A 16,065-nucleotide genomic window follows, 5' to 3' on the forward strand; every position below is an offset into this window, starting at 1 on the left:
TTTTTATTAGATTTTGCTTATAGCTTGATTACTAACGCTAATTTCTATTTGTTTGTTAAGCAAATTAATGAACAAAATACTGCGTATATCGCCATCAGGCTCTTTATAAATAGCGTCAATATTTTTAAATGAGTCATTATTTACACTCACCAAGTCACCGCTTTTAGGGATTTGCGATTCATGAGAGTGCGAACGCTCTGCTTTAAGCTGATTAATTAACTCAACGGGCACACGCTGATATGCAGCACCATAAGTTACAAAGCCACTTACTCCGCGGGTATTTTTTACCGCAAAAAAGTTACCATTCTCAGCTTCTAAACACACAAATACATAACCAGGAAATAAAGCAGACTGCTTAACAGTACGGCGTCCTTTAACTAGCTTTTCAGTAGTTAACTTTGGAAAAAATGACGCTATTCCTTGGTTTTTTAAATTAACCTGCGCACGCTCTTCTTGGCGAGGTTTACATACAACTAAATACCAACTTTCCATGGCAATTCCTACAGCCTGAGTTGAAGATAACACAACCATAAACTAAATGAGCGCAGCATTATACTCCTATGCAAGCCTTTATGTAAAATAGCCCCACAGTAAATAAGTACTCACTTAGGAAAAGTAATTTAATACGCTGATAATCAAACGAGTAGGTTTTAATTGAGGGTTAAGCACTGATATATTACAGCGATTAGAAGCGGGCTCAAAGCTAAAGCCAAGGACAATATTAAAGCGTTAAGCTAATATTTTGCGTAAATTAAAAACAAAAAACCCAGCATAAGCTGGGTTTTTACATTCTAATAGAAAACTAAAATTACTTAATTTTAGCTTCTTTAAAAAGAACATGTTTACGAATCTTTGGATCAAACTTTTTGATTTCCATCTTCTCAGGCATGTTACGTTTGTTCTTGTCGGTAGTGTAGAAAAAACCAGTACCGGCAGTTGAAACTAAACGGATTTTATCGCGCATGATTCAGATCCTTAAACTTTTACGCCGCGAGCACGGATTTCTGTAAGAACCGTGTCGATGCCTTTTTTATCGATAATACGCATACCTTTAGTAGTAGTGCGTAATGTTACAAAACGTTTTTCACTTTCAACCCAAAAACGGTGTGTTTGTAGGTTAGGTAGGAAACGACGTTTAGTCGCGTTTCTCGCGTGTGAACGGTGATTACCAACCGCAGGACGCTTACCTGTAACTTGACATACTTTAGCCATGTCTATATATCTCCAATAACTTAGCTCGAGCTTAATTTTCCCTAAGGCCATGTAGTTGTGCCCTAGAGATAAATCGAAGGGCGCTCTTTATACAGCTTTTACAGGCGAAGATCAAATAACTGATCTCATCCAATCAGCTCATGTGCAAATTTGATAGCGGCTAATTATAAAGATCGAAAGCCCATAGGGAAAGTAAAAACTGCATTTAAATTAAACTAATTTGCCAAAACACACTAAACTGCTCGTTTTTAGTACTCTTCTGTAAAAGTAAAGCTAAATAAGACCTCGTTCAGCAAAAGAAACACAGGTTTCTCCTCCAACAATAATATGATCCAGCACATTTATATCTACCAATTGCAGTGCTTGTTGCAATTTATTAGTAATAAGTTTGTCGGCCTGACTTGGTTCGGCAATCCCGCTTGGGTGATTATGCGCCAAAATAACCGTTGCAGCATTATTTTTAAGCGCCGCTTTTACCACTTCTCGTGGATATACGCTGGCAGAATTAATGGTGCCATAAAAAAGTATTTCATCTTTAATTAAGCGATTTTGACTATCAAGATACAACACCATAAATACCTCCTGCTGCAAACCACGCATTTGCAAGGTTAAATAATCATATACAGCGTTTGGCGAGTTAAATATAGCATCGCGCTGGCAACGCTCCTGCATGTAACGTTGGCTGAGCTCAAGCACCGCTTGCAACTGCACATACTTGGCTGTACCTAACCCTTTTTGCGCACAAAACTCTTCCATACTGGCATTAAATAAATTGTGCAGCGTTTTGTTTTCATTAAGTAAATGCTGGGCAAGCTCAATCACATTCATTCCCGGTAAACCGGTGCGTAAAAATATGGCAAGTAATTCAGCATCACTGAGCGCTTTTGCGCCTTTTTCGATTAGCTTTTCGCGAGGACGCTGCGAATTAGGAAGTGAGGTTAGTTGCATTATTCATCCTTGATAAATCGGCTTATATATTAACTGTAATGCAAATTTGAAAATTAGCCTGTTATTTTCATCTTAAAAGCTTAGCTGTACGGGTCAAGATTTGTTATTTTAGCCCTAATATTAAATAAGGCTGATGGACAACCATGATTAATTTAACTAATAAAAAAATAGTGCTGGGGATTAGCGGCGGTATAGCGGCCTATAAATGCGCAGAACTGGTTAGACGCTTAAAAGAGCATGGTTGTAGTGTTAAAGTAGTTATGACTGAGTCAGCAAAACATTTTATAACCCCCTTAACTATGCAAGCTGTGAGCGGTGAAATGGTTGCAGACTCCTTACTCGACCCTTCAGCAGAAGCTGCCATGGGCCATATTGAGTTTGCCAAATGGGCCGATTTAATTTTAGTTGCCCCAGCCACCAGCAACATTATAGCTAAAATGGCGGCGGGCATTGCCGATGACTTACTCACTACCTTATTGCTTGCAACTCCGGCTAAAGTCGCTATCGCACCGGCTATGAATCAGCAAATGTATGCCCACCCTGCAACACAAGCTAATTTAGCCACACTTAAAGCACGTAACGTGCTTATTTGGGGGCCTGGAAAGGGTGAGCAAGCTTGTGGCGATGTAGGCGCTGGACGCATGCTAGAGCCTCATGAGCTAGTTGCTTTATGTATCGCAAAAGAGCAACCTCAGTTACTTGCAGGTAAAACCATTACCATAACAGCAGGCCCGACCCGAGAAGCCATTGATCCGGTACGTTTTATATCTAATCATAGCTCAGGAAAAATGGGTTACGCACTTGCTGAGGCTGCTTTATTACTTGGCGCTAAGGTTAATTTAATTTCAGGCCCGGTGACTATAAAAGCCCCTGCTGGCGTAAATTTGATCAACATAGAAAGCGCCGATCAGCTATTAAACGAATCACTCAACTACGCACCGCACTCAGATGCGTTTATTGGCTGCGCCGCTGTTGCCGATTACCGCGCAGCAACGGTTGCAACGCAAAAAATGAAGAAGCAAGGCGATGAGCTTACTCTTACTTTAGTTAAAAACCCGGATGTAATTGCACACGTAGCTAATTTACAGCAAAACCGCCCTTACACTGTTGGTTTTGCCGCAGAAACACAAAATGTAGCAAACTACGCAAAAGGCAAACTAAAAAATAAAAAACTGGATATGATTTGCGCTAACGATGTATCACAAAGTGATCTTGGGTTTAACTCTGACAATAATGCGCTAACCCTGTACTGGCATAATGAACAGCTTGAATTGCCAACAAATAGCAAAACAGCAATTGCGCTAACAGTGATCCAACAGCTCGCTCAGAGAATATAAAAGAGCTGGAAACAAACTGAATAAAACATTAACATGCTAAACACGCGTTTACTTTTAAGAGTTTAAATTTGTTTAATTCTAAATATAAACGCGCCTTAAACATTTGAATCAAAAATGACTAGCTCCTGCTAAAAGATAACTAATAAAAAAGGAATGTTCATGCCTGCGACAAAAAGAAGTAATCGCAAAGAGCAAATACTGCAAGCACTCGCACAAATGTTAGAAACCAGTCCCGGCCAGCGTATTACCACAGCAAAGCTAGCAGCTGAGGTTGGTGTATCGGAAGCAGCGCTGTATCGTCATTTTCCTAGTAAAGCACGTATGTTTGAGGGCTTAATAGAGTTTATTGAAGACACGCTTTTATCTCGTATAAATCTTATTTTAGAAAACGAAAAAGAAAGCCAAGCCCGCGTTTATAATATTTTGCATTTACTACTAACGTTTGCTGAAAAGAACCCTGGTATTACCCGTATTTTAACCGGTGATGCATTGCAAGGTGAACAAGAGCGGTTACGTGAACGAGTGCAAAGTTTATTTGAAAAACTTGAGACCCAATTTAAACAAGTACTGCGTGAGAGAAAGCTACGTGAAGGTAAAAACTTTCAAAGTGACGAGCTAACCCTAGCCAACTTTTTACTTGCCTATGTTGAAGGTAAAATGAATCAGTTTGTGCGTAGTAATTTTAGTACTAAGCCAAGCGCACAATTTGAAAAACAATGGCCGGAGCTACAAAAAATCTGGTTATAAATTCCAAATTCAACACACTTAACCTTGTGAGCCACGCTTGCAAGGTTTTTAAATTTTCACCTTCAGCCTTTCAACTCTGCTTTGCTACCACTTGTCGTATATACTCGAATTATAGACAAAACTCGTTACAATAAAATAACGCTAAAAAACGAGAACCTCTAATGAAAACAAAGCTCACCCTTTTAAGCTCTGCGCTTATTGTCAGCGTAGCTAGCACCACAGTTTACGCTAAAGAGTCGTTACAATTTAACGATGTGTTTGATTTTAAATCAGCCAAAGCAACGCAGCTATCTGAAGATGGCCGTATTTTATCGCTCAGTGCAACCCCGTACCGTGGTGATGCCACTGGCCAAGTTTACTCATTAAGCGGTAATAGCTTAATTGCAGAAGTACCGCGTGGTACTAAGCCTGTTATTAATAAAGCTGCTAACTGGGTCGCATTTACCCAAGTACCCACGTTACTAGAACAAGAAACCACGAAGAAAAAAGATACTCTAAAAAACAACCTGGTACTGGTAAATACCCAAACAGGCGAGCAACAAAGTTTTAGTGATGTGAAAGACTATAAATTATCAAACGATGGAACTTGGCTTGCCTATCGCTTAAATCAAAAAGCAGCTAAAGGCGATGATGAAAAAGCCGAGGATGAAAGTACCAGCACTCATACTAATAAAAACGATAGCGCCATCACACCAGACAAAGATGATAAAACCTATCCGCTGGTTATTGTAAATTTAAGCAATAAACGCAGCCACACGATTACAGATGTATTTAACTACAGTATTAGCGCAACTAATCAGCAACTGTTAGTTAGCCAGAGTTACAGCGATGGTAACAATAATCAAATAGTGCTGTTTAATTTAAACGACTTTGTAAGCAGCGTGCTCATAGATGAACCTGGTGTTGTGGCCAGTAAAATAGCCTGGCACCCGGCTGAAGCAAGCGTAGCATTTACGTTAGGTAACTATGTTAACGACGACATGCGCCGTCGTAACTACAGCTTACAACTTTGGCAAAATGAGCAACTAACAACTATTAACTCCCCCAACAAAGATTGGGAAATAGGTAAAACAGCTGCGTTAATTTGGTCTGAAAATGGCGAGCGTTTATATTTTGAAAATCGCCCTAAACTGGCCGCTAAAATAAAAGCTAAAGAGTATAACGACGAAGCCTCATTATACGACTTTGACACTATACGTGAGCATAAAGGCTTAAAAGTATGGCATAACAACGATGCGCAAATAAAACCGCGCGAACAGCAGCAGTGGAACGAAAAAAATAAAAATCGCCATTACAGTGCGGTGTACCACGTAAACTCGCAAAAAGTTATCCAACTAAGTACAGTGAGCATGCCTGAGGTTGCGCTCAACCCGCAGCGCGATACATCACTGCTTGGTTATGCTGATACCCCATACCTTGAAAAAATAATGTATGGCGGCTTTTTTGCTGACTACTTTGCTGTAAATATTAATACAGGCAAACAAACCCCCATTGTTAGTAACTACCCATTTAGACCAAATTTGGCACCTAATGGCCAGTTTGCCGCCTACTTTAGCGATAACCATATACAGCTAAAAGATTTAAAAAGTAATAAAGTCACTACGCCTACACGTGCAATTCAAGCTACTTTTGCTGATGACAAGCACGACTACCCTTCAGCCCAACCAGGTTATGGTTTTGCCGGTTGGAATCAAGATAGCAGCCAACTACTAGCTTACAGTAAGTACGATATTTGGGCGTTTGATGTAAATAGCCAGCAGGCAAAACGTTTAACTAATGGTAAACAAACCAATACCCAATATCGCGTTATTAAACTTGATAAAAGCCAAGTTGGCTTTAAAAAAGACGAAACATTGCTCATATCGGCTATCAACTTACAAACTAAACAAAGTGAAATAGCCAAGCTTGATTTAACCACCAACACAGTAACTAAAGTGCTCAGTGGTAATAAACGTTTTGATTTAGTAAAAAAAGCAAAAAATGCCGATAAATACCTATTTACTGAGCAAACGTATCATCAGTTTCCAGACTTTTATCAAACTGACTTTAGTTTCAGTGCTCCGCAACAAGTGACCACACTTAACCCACAAATAAGTAACTTTGCCTGGGGCGAAAAGCCAGAACTCATAAGCTACAAAGGCTTTGATGGCGAAGACTTACAAGGCGTACTAATTAAACCTGCGGGTTACAAAAAGGGCGATAAAGTACCAGTAATGGTGTATTTTTACCGTTATATGAGCCAACGCATGTACGACTTTCCTAAAATGGAATTAAACCACCGCCCTAACTTCCCTATGTTTACCTCAAACGGTTACGCGGTATTTTTACCCGACATTCGTTTTGAAATAGGCCACCCGGGTAAATCATCAACGCAAACCATGATCAACGCCACGCAAAAGCTCATTGATTTAGGCATTGCTGATAAAAATAAAATTGGTTTACAAGGTCATTCGTGGGCAGGCTACCAAAGTGCCTTTATGATCACTCAAACCGATATGTTTAAAGCGGTTGTATCGGGTGCCCCCGTGTCTAACATGACTAGTGCGTATAGTGGCATTCGTTTAAAGTCGGGCTTAGCACGTCAGTTTCAGTACGAAACAGGACAAAGCCGCATTGGTAAAAACCTTTTTGAAGCGCCTGAATTATACATAGAAAACTCACCGGTATTTTTTGCCGATAAAGTGAACACCCCTATTTTAATTATGTTCGGCGATAAAGACGACGCTGTACCTTGGCACGAAGGGGTACAGTATTACTTAGCCCTGCGCCGTGCGGGTAAAGATGCCACTTTTTTACAGTATGAAGGCGAACCTCATCACTTGAAAAAGTTTCCTAATCAGGTCGATTTTTCGATTCGTATGATGCAGTACTTTGATCATTACTTAAAAGGCAAACCCGCCGCAAAGTGGATGACAGAAGGTGAAGCATTTATACAAGAATAAAAAGTAAATGATAAAAACCCCGATAGACTTAAGTCTATCGGGGTTTTTATCATTAATTACTACCCACTTTATAATAAATAGACAATACTGAATTAATTAACTAATAATTATTAAGTCGTTATTTGATGCTACGTTTTTGGTATAAAGAATTTCCGCAATACCCTAGAGATCATAAGGATTACTGGCGAACACGCTTAATTGCACATTCTTTATTGATCTGCAGCTGCTACTTTTTAATTTTAAGCTTGCTAAATATTTTTTATTTTTCGAATTACGATATTGCACTTATTGATACCTTAGGACTTATAGCGTCATTAAGTATTTGTATATGGTTTAATAAAACAGGCCAGGTTAGTAGAGCAGCTTGGATTGTTGCATTAATGATAGTTAGCTTAATAATACTCTTTATAATATCGGCAAAGGGCCATGCTCATTCATTATTTTGGGCAACACTTATTCCGCCTTTTACCTTTTTTTTAGTTGGCCGTAATTGGGGAAGTATATTAAGTAGCATTGCTTTTGGTATTTGTGCCTACCTTGTTTATTTACAGCAACAACTATCAATTACCATAGGTTTATCTGCATTATTTAATTTTGTTGAAGTGTCTATTGCGCATGTTTTATTATTTAGGTTTTATGAAAAAACGCGTTTTTCAGCATACTCTCATCTTTCGAAGCGCAATGCCGAAATAAAACTACTCGCCGAAACCGATAAGCTCACCGGGCTATATAACAGGCAAAAATTTGATTTTGAATTGTCGCAATTACTGAGTGAAAATAATAATGAGCAAAAATCAAATATAGTGATGATTTGCGACATAGACCACTTTAAAAAAGTAAACGACACTTATGGGCATTTAGCGGGTGATAACGTGCTTAGTGAATTTGCTAATATTTTACAAAATAAGCTTACAAATAGTGCATTAATCGCACGCTGGGGCGGAGAAGAGTTTACTATTATTCTTCGAGATAGCAGCCTAGATAACGCAATTAACGAAGCTGAAGAGTTAAGAGCGTTTATTGCCACTCATTTAATCGATAATAGGGCGTTAACTATTAGTATTGGTATAGCTAAAGCACGTGATGACGACACTGCTTTACATCTTTTAGAACGCGCCGATAAAGCGCTTTATAAAGCAAAAGTACAAGGACGAGATCAGGTATGTGTTGCTAGCGAAAACTTAACCAAAACTCACTATGAAAACACATTAAGTGAAACCGCTGCTATTTAAAAGTTAGCTATAAATATTAGCGGTTAAAACCCAACAAACTTAATTAATTTTGTAACTACTTACTTATTATTTCGAAAAATTAAGCATACTGTCCGGCAGCAAAACCACAGCTCCAGGCATACTGAAAATTATAGCCTCCTAGCCAGCCAGTTACATCGGTTACTTCGCCAATAAAATACAAGCCTTGTGATTTTTTTGCTTCAAAGGTTTTTGAACTTAGCTCATCGGTATCTACACCGCCTAGCGTTACTTCCGCTGTTCTGTAACCTTCTGTACCATTTGGTTTAATTTGCCAAGCGTGAATATAATTTACTAACTCATCTATTTGAGCATGTGTTAGCTGATTAATATTACAATCAGGAATTGCTTTACCCTCATGAAGAACTTCAATAAAACGTTTAGGTAAAATAGTGGCTAAGCTATTTTTTAACGATTTTTGGGATTGCGTTTCACGCAAATCGGCTAGCTGTTGTCTTAAATCTGTTTCGGGTAATAAATTAATAGTTACCGCCTGCCCGGCGCGCCAAAATGAGCTTATTTGCAATATAGCAGGGCCCGATAACCCTCTATGGGTAAATAAAATATTTTCTTTAAATGCAGTGCCATCTTCACTAGTAACATCGCATAAAATACTTATACCTGAAAGCGCTTCAAAACGTTCTTTATCGTGCTGATGCAAAGTGAATGGTACAAGTGCCGCCATGGTTGGTAATACTTTTAGGCCAAACTGCTCTGCAATTTTATAGCCAATGGGTGTTGCACCTAGCTTAGGCATAGTTAAACCACCTGAGGCAATTACTAACGACTCACAATAAAATGTTTCATGTTCGGTTACTACGCTATAACCTGTTTCAGTTTTTGAAACGCTGATTACTTCGTTACGCAACTTTATAGATACACCCGCCCACTCACACTCAGTGAGTAAAATATCAACAATATCTTGAGCGTTATTATCACAAAAAAGCTGACCTAGTGTTTTGTGGTGATAGGCTAAACCATGACGATCTACCAGTTCAATAAAGTCATGTTGGGTATAACGACTTAAACATGATTTAACAAAATGAGGGTTGCCACACAAATAATTACTAGGGCTGGCATTTTCGTTGGTGAAGTTACAGCGCCCACCGCCACTAATGAGTATTTTTCGACCTGGCTTTTTGCCCATATCAAGTACTGTAACACTACGGCCACGATATCCTGCTTGCGCTGCACACATTAAGCCAGCTGCTCCCGCACCAATTACTATCACATCTACTTGGGTCATTTATTTATCTCATTAATTTTTTTTGATTATAACAAAATTTATGCACCGGCTGGACATCGAATTGATTGTTTTTAATTGCACAACAAATAAAAATAAAAGTATTACTACGCAAACTTAAAACTAGTTATTTATACCTATATTTAAAAATATTAAAAGTACAAAGTAACTACAAGCCCGCTAATTATAAGGTTATAACCAAATGAAAGAAGCTAATAAGTAATTAATCTTTCAATTAAATTAACAGATCATTTACCTTTGTACCCGCTTCGTGGATTTATGCTACGAAATAATAAATAAAAACTAAGGATAATCATGACAACAAGTAAATCATTTAAAAAATGCGCAATAGCCTTTACTGTCAGCTCACTATTTGCTGCAACATCGAGTATTGCAACTCCTGCACAAGCAATCGCACCATCAATGGCCGAAACAACAGCTAAATTACAAAATCAAACTGGTTTTGAAACACAATTCATTATTAAATATAAAAATAACACTAATGATTTAGCTAGCTTTACAGCTACAGACACAGATGTAAGCCAATCGAATATGCAAAATAAAGCGCAGAGCTTTGTTAAAAATTACACCTCTAAAAAAGGTAAAGTAAAAGCTAAGTATATTCGTGCCATGGCGCTTAATAACCACCATGTAATGCGTGCAAGTAAAAAGCTAAACGCTCAAGAAGCACAGCAATTTATGCAAGAGATGCTTGAATCAGGCAATGTTGACTACATTGAAGTCGATCAAATGCTGCAACCGTTTGCAACGCCTAATGATCCACGATTTGACGACCAATGGCATTATTATGAACAAGCTGGTGGCTTAAACTTACCTACCGCATGGGATACAGCTACTGGCAGCGGTGTTGTTGTTGCTGTACTCGATACAGGCTATCGTCCTCATGTTGATTTAAACGCTAATATTTTACCCGGTTACGATATGATCTCGAATTTATCGGTGGCTAATGATGGTAATGGTCGCGATAGCGATGCCCGCGATCCAGGCGATGCAGTTGCTGCCAATGAATGTGGTACAAACGGTGCACAAAACTCTAGCTGGCACGGTACACATGTAGCAGGCACTGTTGCTGCAGTTACTAATAATGGTGAGGGTGTTGCTGGGGTTGCTTACGGCGCCAAAGTAGTGCCTGTACGTGTACTAGGTAAATGTGGTGGTTTAACCTCTGATATTGCTGATGGCATTATTTGGGCTTCTGGTGGTAATGTATCTGGGCTACCGGCAAATGCCAATCCTGCTGATGTAATAAATATGAGCTTAGGGGGCAGTGGCTCATGTAGTTCTACAACACAAAGTGCTATTAACACCGCACGTAATAACGGCACCGTAGTGGTAATTGCTGCCGGTAACGATAACGATAACTCAGCAAACTATAACCCAGGCAACTGTAATGGCGTGGTAAATGTAGCCTCGGTTGGCCGTAATGGCGGTCGTGCTTATTACTCTAATTACGGTAGTAATATTGATGTTGCCGCACCGGGTGGTGCGCAAAGTTTTGCTAACGATTCTGAAGGTGTTTTATCGACTTATAATGCCGGTTCATCAACCCCTTCTAGCGATAGCTACGGTTTTTCGCAGGGTACATCAATGGCAGCACCCCATGTTGCTGGCGTAGCGGCACTGATAAAACAAGCAAAGCCGAATGCTACTCCCGATGAAATCGAAAATATTTTAAAAACAACCACCCGCTCGTTCCCTGCCACATGTACCAGCTGTGGTACCGGTATTGTTGATGCAGCTGCCGCCGTAGCTGCAGCAAGTGGTAGCACTGCACCACCACCAAGTGGTAATGAACTCCTTGATGGCGAAACTCAAACAGGTTTAAGCGGCGCAACTAACTCAGAAACATTTTATACAATGACGGTGCCCAGTGGCGCAACTAATGTCACTTTCACTATGAGTGGTGGCACCGGTGATGCCGATTTATACGTGCGCTCTGGCAGCAAGCCAACAACCTCTACATACGATTGTCGTCCATACAAGGGCGGTAACAACGAAGAGTGTTCAATCGATAACCCTGCATCAGGTACGTATCATGTGATGCTACGAGGTTATTCTGCCTATTCTGGGATCAGCTTAACAGGTAATATTACAGCAGCTACAGGCGGGGGATCAGGCACACCTCAAGCAGGTGGTGGCACTGTAAGCGATGTAAGTGCTAATGCAGGTCAATGGAAGCATTACACGCTAGACGTGCCTGCAGGTATGGCTACATTTACAGTAACAACAAGCGGTGGCACAGGCGATGCTGATTTGTTTGTTAAGTTTGGCAGTCAGCCCACGACATCGAGTTACGATTGTCGCCCATATAAAAATGGTAATGCCGAAACCTGTACTTTCTCTAACCCACAAGCGGGTACGTGGCACTTAAGTGTTAACGCGTACAAAACCTTCTCGGGCTTAACACTTAGCGGACAATATCAGCCTTAATAAGCAATAATTACAAAAGCCGATGTTGCATCAACATCGGCTTTTGTATTTTCAAATCGCTAATATGTTCTATAGTTTTTCTAAAACAGCAGCGGCACGACTAACCACAAACTCTTTTTCTTGCTCTACAAATAAACCGGTTACTACACCATTTTCCACAATCATTGCGTAACGCTTTGAACGCATACCGCCAAACCCTGCCGTATTCATATCAAGGCCTAATGCTTTAGTAAAACTCGCATCGCCGTCTGCCAGCATGGCTATTTCTTGTGCATTTTGTGATGCTCCCCATGCTTTCATAACAAACGCATCATTTACCGATACACAATAAATTGCATCAACGCCCTTTGCTTTTATTTTATCTGCCAGAGTAATAAACTCTGGTAAGTGAGCATTTGAACAGGTAGGTGTAAACGCACCGGGGACTGCAAACAATACAACTTTTTTATCTGCAAATAATTCACTGTTAGTCAGTGTTTGCATACCATCGTCGGTTAACTGGCTTAGCGCAACCGAGGGAAGAGTTTGACCTTGTACAATCATTATAAATCCTTCATCTTATAAAATAAAACCAGCATACAGCTTAGCACATAGAATTTAGAGCATGATATAAGATGAGCGCTAAAGCTAATTTATTACAACCCCAAGCCCCCTTTAATAGTATGAATTTGTTGCTGTAGCTGATGGCGTATATCATCCACCAACGAGCTCGACTCACTTACTTGCCCCTTCATTTCAGCCATTGACTGACTAAAGTTATCTAATAAATTGCTTTGCTGCTTAGCAAGCTCCATCGCCTCAAACGCTACTTTATTAGCATTTTGCGCATTACTTGCCACCGCCTCCGAATTTAACTTAAGCTCTTGGGCATTTTGTGTTTGCGATTGAGCACCTTGGGTTAATGCCGTTATTTGCGTAGTAACTAGCCGTGAGTTTTCACTCAGTATGGTGAGCTGCCCATTTATCTCGCTCAGCGAGCCTTGCGTTTGCCGTGCCAATTGCCTAACTTCATCTGCCACTACTGCAAAGCCGCGACCATGCTCACCTGCCCTAGCTGATTCTATTGCTGCATTAAGCGCAAGTAAGTTGGTTTGCTCTGCAATATTACGTATTACTTCTATAATTTTACTTACGCCTTCAACACCATTAAGCAGCTCTTGTAAGCTTTGTATACTGCGTTCAACCCGTGCCTGTGTATCGGCACTCGCACTTAACATACTTTGCGCAAATCCTAAGCTTTGCTCCATGGCACTAAAGGTGCTTTGTGCGTTATCAGCTACTTGTGTATTAATATTATTAACTTGCTCTCCAATCTGCTGAATATCGGTTAGCAAATACTGATTTTGTTCCACTTGTCCGTAACTCGTAGTAGTTTGCTGCTCAATCGTCTGTAAATGTTTACTCATTTGCTGCATAAAAGCATTCACTACTTTTAGCATTTGCGCTCGCTCTTGTGCTTCTATGCGCTGGCGTTCAATTAGCTGATTAAAGTATTGGGCTATTTCCCCGACCTCGGTTTTTGGATTATTACTGACAATATTTTTAAGCTCATTTGTTTCAATTAAAAATGCAAATCCGTCGCGCAACCGTCGAAGAGGATTAAGTACCAGATTACGCTGAACAATATAAACACCGCCAGCAAGTATAACGAGTCCACTAATAGCAACACAAAAAACCCAAAATACTTGCTGCTTTAAATTATCTTGTTGTGTTTTTAGTGCTTGCTCTGCATTTATCACTGTTTTAGATAAATTACTAAGCTGCGTGCGCAATTCATCGGCCCCCGTCTGTCGTTGTTGCGCCTGAGTTAATGTACTGGTTAAATCCCGAGGATAGCGATTTGGCCAACTACTTAATTCTGATTTTATATCAGTAGCTAAATCTTCACTTTGCTCGTCAATAAATAAACTATACTCATCTACTTTATCCATCACACCTAAGTTTGGTAGCTGCTCTATTTTTGCTGCTAATACATTTAAATTTTTCACACTTTGTTGCAAACTCTGCTCTACGCTCTGCTGGTAATCTAGCACCAGTTGATAACTAAATAATGATAAGTTAATCACTTCACTATAATACTCATTGGCCAATTTATAATAACTAAGCGTGTCGTGACTTTTATCCGAAGCTGAGCGCGCATAACTAATTAACGAGGATGCCGAACCAGCCATTTGCCTTAGCGCATTATCAAGTAAAGCCGTTTCGTTACCAGAGAGCTTACCCAAGGCTCTATATTTACCGTTTATATCATTATGTAGAGTATTTAATTGCTCAGTAAGTTGTGATTTAAGAGTCACTGGTAATAGCGTTAACTGTTTTTGCTCTACTTGCGAAATTAAACTTGAGGCTTGTGTTAAGTATTGGCTATCGCCTTGTGCTAAGTAATTACTTAAGTAACTCGATAAATCAACCATAATCGTATTTTTAAGCTGTCTATATGCACTGTCTTGCTGCTCTAGTTTAAGTAAAGTTTGACTGGCCCAAAGTAGAGTCATAGCTAATAAAACACTCGCGAGAGTTAACAAAACAGCCAGTAAGCGGGTAAATGTAGAGGCGCGCATAAATAAATCCCTAAAATCATATGCGCGTAGAATATTGAATATTTATGACAGTTTAATGGCAAATACGACTAATTATATTAAATTCGTGAGCAGCCACAGCACTTAGGATCACCTTATTAACAATTAAAAATAATGAGTTATAATTATTTTGTGTGATTATTCCTGCATTACTCTACATTCTGTATCTATGCAGTCAGCATAAGTTCTTTTCAACACAATAAGTAAGTTAATAAGCAAGTAGGGTCATGTTTTTAATAAGGTTGGCGTTTGTGTTAGGGGAGTTTGAATTACAGCACCAGAACAGTGTGCTGTGTTATTTAAAATTATTTATAAAAATATAGGCATAAAAAACCACGTATAAAACGTGGTTTAATCGTATTTATTGTAAAATTAAAGGCCTGCGCGCTCTTTAATTATCGCAATTAAGGGCGATCCTGAATGACCGTTCGATTCAGCCCATGATATATCAGCACCATCTTCTAGCGAGCTTTTAGATAAGTTTTTTACTATGTATTCACCGGTGTCTAATGCATTACTTGCCACTGCATGACGTAATAAATTATTACCGTTACAAAATACTGCGTCGTATATATTACGAACTTTCACTCGTGAGCTTTTAAGTTTACTACGTAAACGATTTTTATCATCCGCTGCAATATACTCACAGATAGAAATCGCTAACTGATCATCTGCTTGTGCAGGGGCAGTATATACAAACGAACCGGCTGCAAGTGCAGTAATAACAACTAGCTTTGATAACTTAATCATGTAAAACCCTTTTTTATAATACTTTATTCCTATTGGATTAGTTAATATTGTATCAATATGCTCAGTATTTCGCAATAATGTTAAGAACTTTTATATAAAGTTACAAATCTATGACTATATTGATTTTTTTCATCCGCAGCCATTTTCACTTCATCTTTAACCTGCCAGTTTGCTGCTTTTTCGTAATCAGGAAACTGAGTATCACCTTCAACATCTAAGTCTATAAAGGTTAAATAAAGCCTTTGCGCACTTTCTAAAAATTGTTGATAAATATTTCCACCACCAATGACCATCACCTCTTCCACATCTGCAACTAAATTTAACGCGGCCTCTGGCGTTGTAGCAACTTCTATTCCAGTTGCTTGATACTGGCTATTACGGGTAATAATTATATTACGACGCCCTGGTAAAGGCCGCCCAATAGACTCAAATGTTTTGCGCCCCATAACCACAGGTTTACCTGTGGTTATTTTTTTAAAATGCTGTAAGTCTCCTGGTAAATGCCAAGGCATTGTATTATTAAGGCCAATTACACGGTTATTTGCCATTGCAGCAATCATTGAAATTATCACACTAATTATCCAGTATTTATTATTAAACAAAGAA

14 protein-coding genes are annotated in these 16,065 nt (G+C 39.3%); 5 read left to right on the forward strand and 9 right to left on the reverse strand.

Features of this window, described 5'->3' with window-relative positions:
* Positions 1-6: 6 nt before the first annotated feature.
* The 4 genes from rfaH to radC form a co-directional block, all read right to left on the reverse strand.
* A complete protein-coding gene (rfaH, locus tag PTRA_RS13795) occupies positions 7-492 on the reverse strand; it encodes a transcription/translation regulatory transformer protein RfaH (protein WP_058374213.1) in 486 nt (161 codons plus the stop codon).
* A gap of 316 nt (positions 493-808) precedes the next feature.
* Positions 809-964: a 50S ribosomal protein L33 gene (rpmG, locus tag PTRA_RS13800; protein ID WP_004335545.1), complete on the reverse strand. Its 156-nt coding sequence runs from the start codon at positions 962-964 to the stop codon at positions 809-811.
* A gap of 11 nt (positions 965-975) precedes the next feature.
* On the reverse strand, positions 976-1,212 hold the full coding sequence (rpmB, locus tag PTRA_RS13805; RefSeq protein ID WP_041454777.1) for a 50S ribosomal protein L28: 237 nt from the start codon (positions 1,210-1,212) through the stop codon (positions 976-978).
* A 273-nt stretch (positions 1,213-1,485) separates the two neighbouring features.
* Positions 1,486-2,160 (reverse strand): RadC family protein, encoded by a 675-nt coding sequence (gene radC / locus PTRA_RS13810; RefSeq protein WP_058374214.1) that lies wholly within the window; start codon positions 2,158-2,160, stop codon positions 1,486-1,488.
* Between the two features lie 143 nt (positions 2,161-2,303).
* Between radC and coaBC the strand changes: the two genes are divergently transcribed.
* The 4 genes from coaBC to PTRA_RS13830 all read left to right on the forward strand — a co-directional run bounded on the left by coaBC (position 2,304) and on the right by PTRA_RS13830 (position 8,418).
* Entirely contained in the window at positions 2,304-3,497 is a 1,194-nt protein-coding gene (coaBC, locus tag PTRA_RS13815) for a bifunctional phosphopantothenoylcysteine decarboxylase/phosphopantothenate--cysteine ligase CoaBC (protein WP_058374215.1), read from the forward strand.
* A gap of 159 nt (positions 3,498-3,656) precedes the next feature.
* Entirely contained in the window at positions 3,657-4,244 is a 588-nt protein-coding gene (gene slmA, locus PTRA_RS13820) for a nucleoid occlusion factor SlmA (RefSeq protein WP_058374216.1), read from the forward strand.
* A 161-nt stretch (positions 4,245-4,405) separates the two neighbouring features.
* Positions 4,406-7,186 (forward strand): alpha/beta hydrolase family protein, encoded by a 2,781-nt coding sequence (locus PTRA_RS13825; RefSeq protein ID WP_058374217.1) that lies wholly within the window; start codon positions 4,406-4,408, stop codon positions 7,184-7,186.
* Positions 7,187-7,311: 125 nt separating this feature from the next.
* Entirely contained in the window at positions 7,312-8,418 is a 1,107-nt protein-coding gene (locus PTRA_RS13830) for a GGDEF domain-containing protein (RefSeq protein WP_058374218.1), read from the forward strand.
* A 79-nt stretch (positions 8,419-8,497) separates the two neighbouring features.
* Here the strand turns inward: PTRA_RS13830 and PTRA_RS13835 are convergent, their stop codons facing one another.
* Positions 8,498-9,682, reverse strand: coding sequence for a BaiN/RdsA family NAD(P)/FAD-dependent oxidoreductase (locus tag PTRA_RS13835; RefSeq protein WP_058374219.1), 1,185 nt, complete (start codon positions 9,680-9,682; stop codon positions 8,498-8,500).
* A 312-nt stretch (positions 9,683-9,994) separates the two neighbouring features.
* On the opposite strand from PTRA_RS13835, the gene PTRA_RS13840 reads away from it, so the two are divergent.
* Positions 9,995-12,130: a S8 family peptidase gene (locus tag PTRA_RS13840; RefSeq protein ID WP_058374220.1), complete on the forward strand. Its 2,136-nt coding sequence runs from the start codon at positions 9,995-9,997 to the stop codon at positions 12,128-12,130.
* 69 nt (positions 12,131-12,199) lie between these two features.
* On the opposite strand, the gene PTRA_RS13845 is transcribed toward PTRA_RS13840, so the two are convergent.
* From PTRA_RS13845 to folA, 4 genes are all read right to left on the reverse strand, one after another.
* On the reverse strand, positions 12,200-12,673 hold the full coding sequence (locus PTRA_RS13845; RefSeq protein ID WP_058374221.1) for a peroxiredoxin: 474 nt from the start codon (positions 12,671-12,673) through the stop codon (positions 12,200-12,202).
* Positions 12,674-12,765: 92 nt separating this feature from the next.
* Entirely contained in the window at positions 12,766-14,691 is a 1,926-nt protein-coding gene (locus PTRA_RS13850; protein ID WP_058374222.1) for a methyl-accepting chemotaxis protein, read from the reverse strand.
* Positions 14,692-15,081: 390 nt separating this feature from the next.
* Positions 15,082-15,459, reverse strand: coding sequence for a DUF3718 domain-containing protein (locus PTRA_RS13855; RefSeq protein WP_058374223.1), 378 nt, complete (start codon positions 15,457-15,459; stop codon positions 15,082-15,084).
* An 80-nt stretch (positions 15,460-15,539) separates the two neighbouring features.
* On the reverse strand, positions 15,540-16,031 hold the full coding sequence (folA, locus tag PTRA_RS13860) for a type 3 dihydrofolate reductase (RefSeq protein WP_058374609.1): 492 nt from the start codon (positions 16,029-16,031) through the stop codon (positions 15,540-15,542).
* Positions 16,032-16,065 lie beyond the last annotated feature (34 nt).

This window comes from Pseudoalteromonas translucida KMM 520, from assembly GCF_001465295.1.
Lineage (GTDB): Bacteria > Pseudomonadota > Gammaproteobacteria > Enterobacterales > Alteromonadaceae > Pseudoalteromonas > Pseudoalteromonas translucida.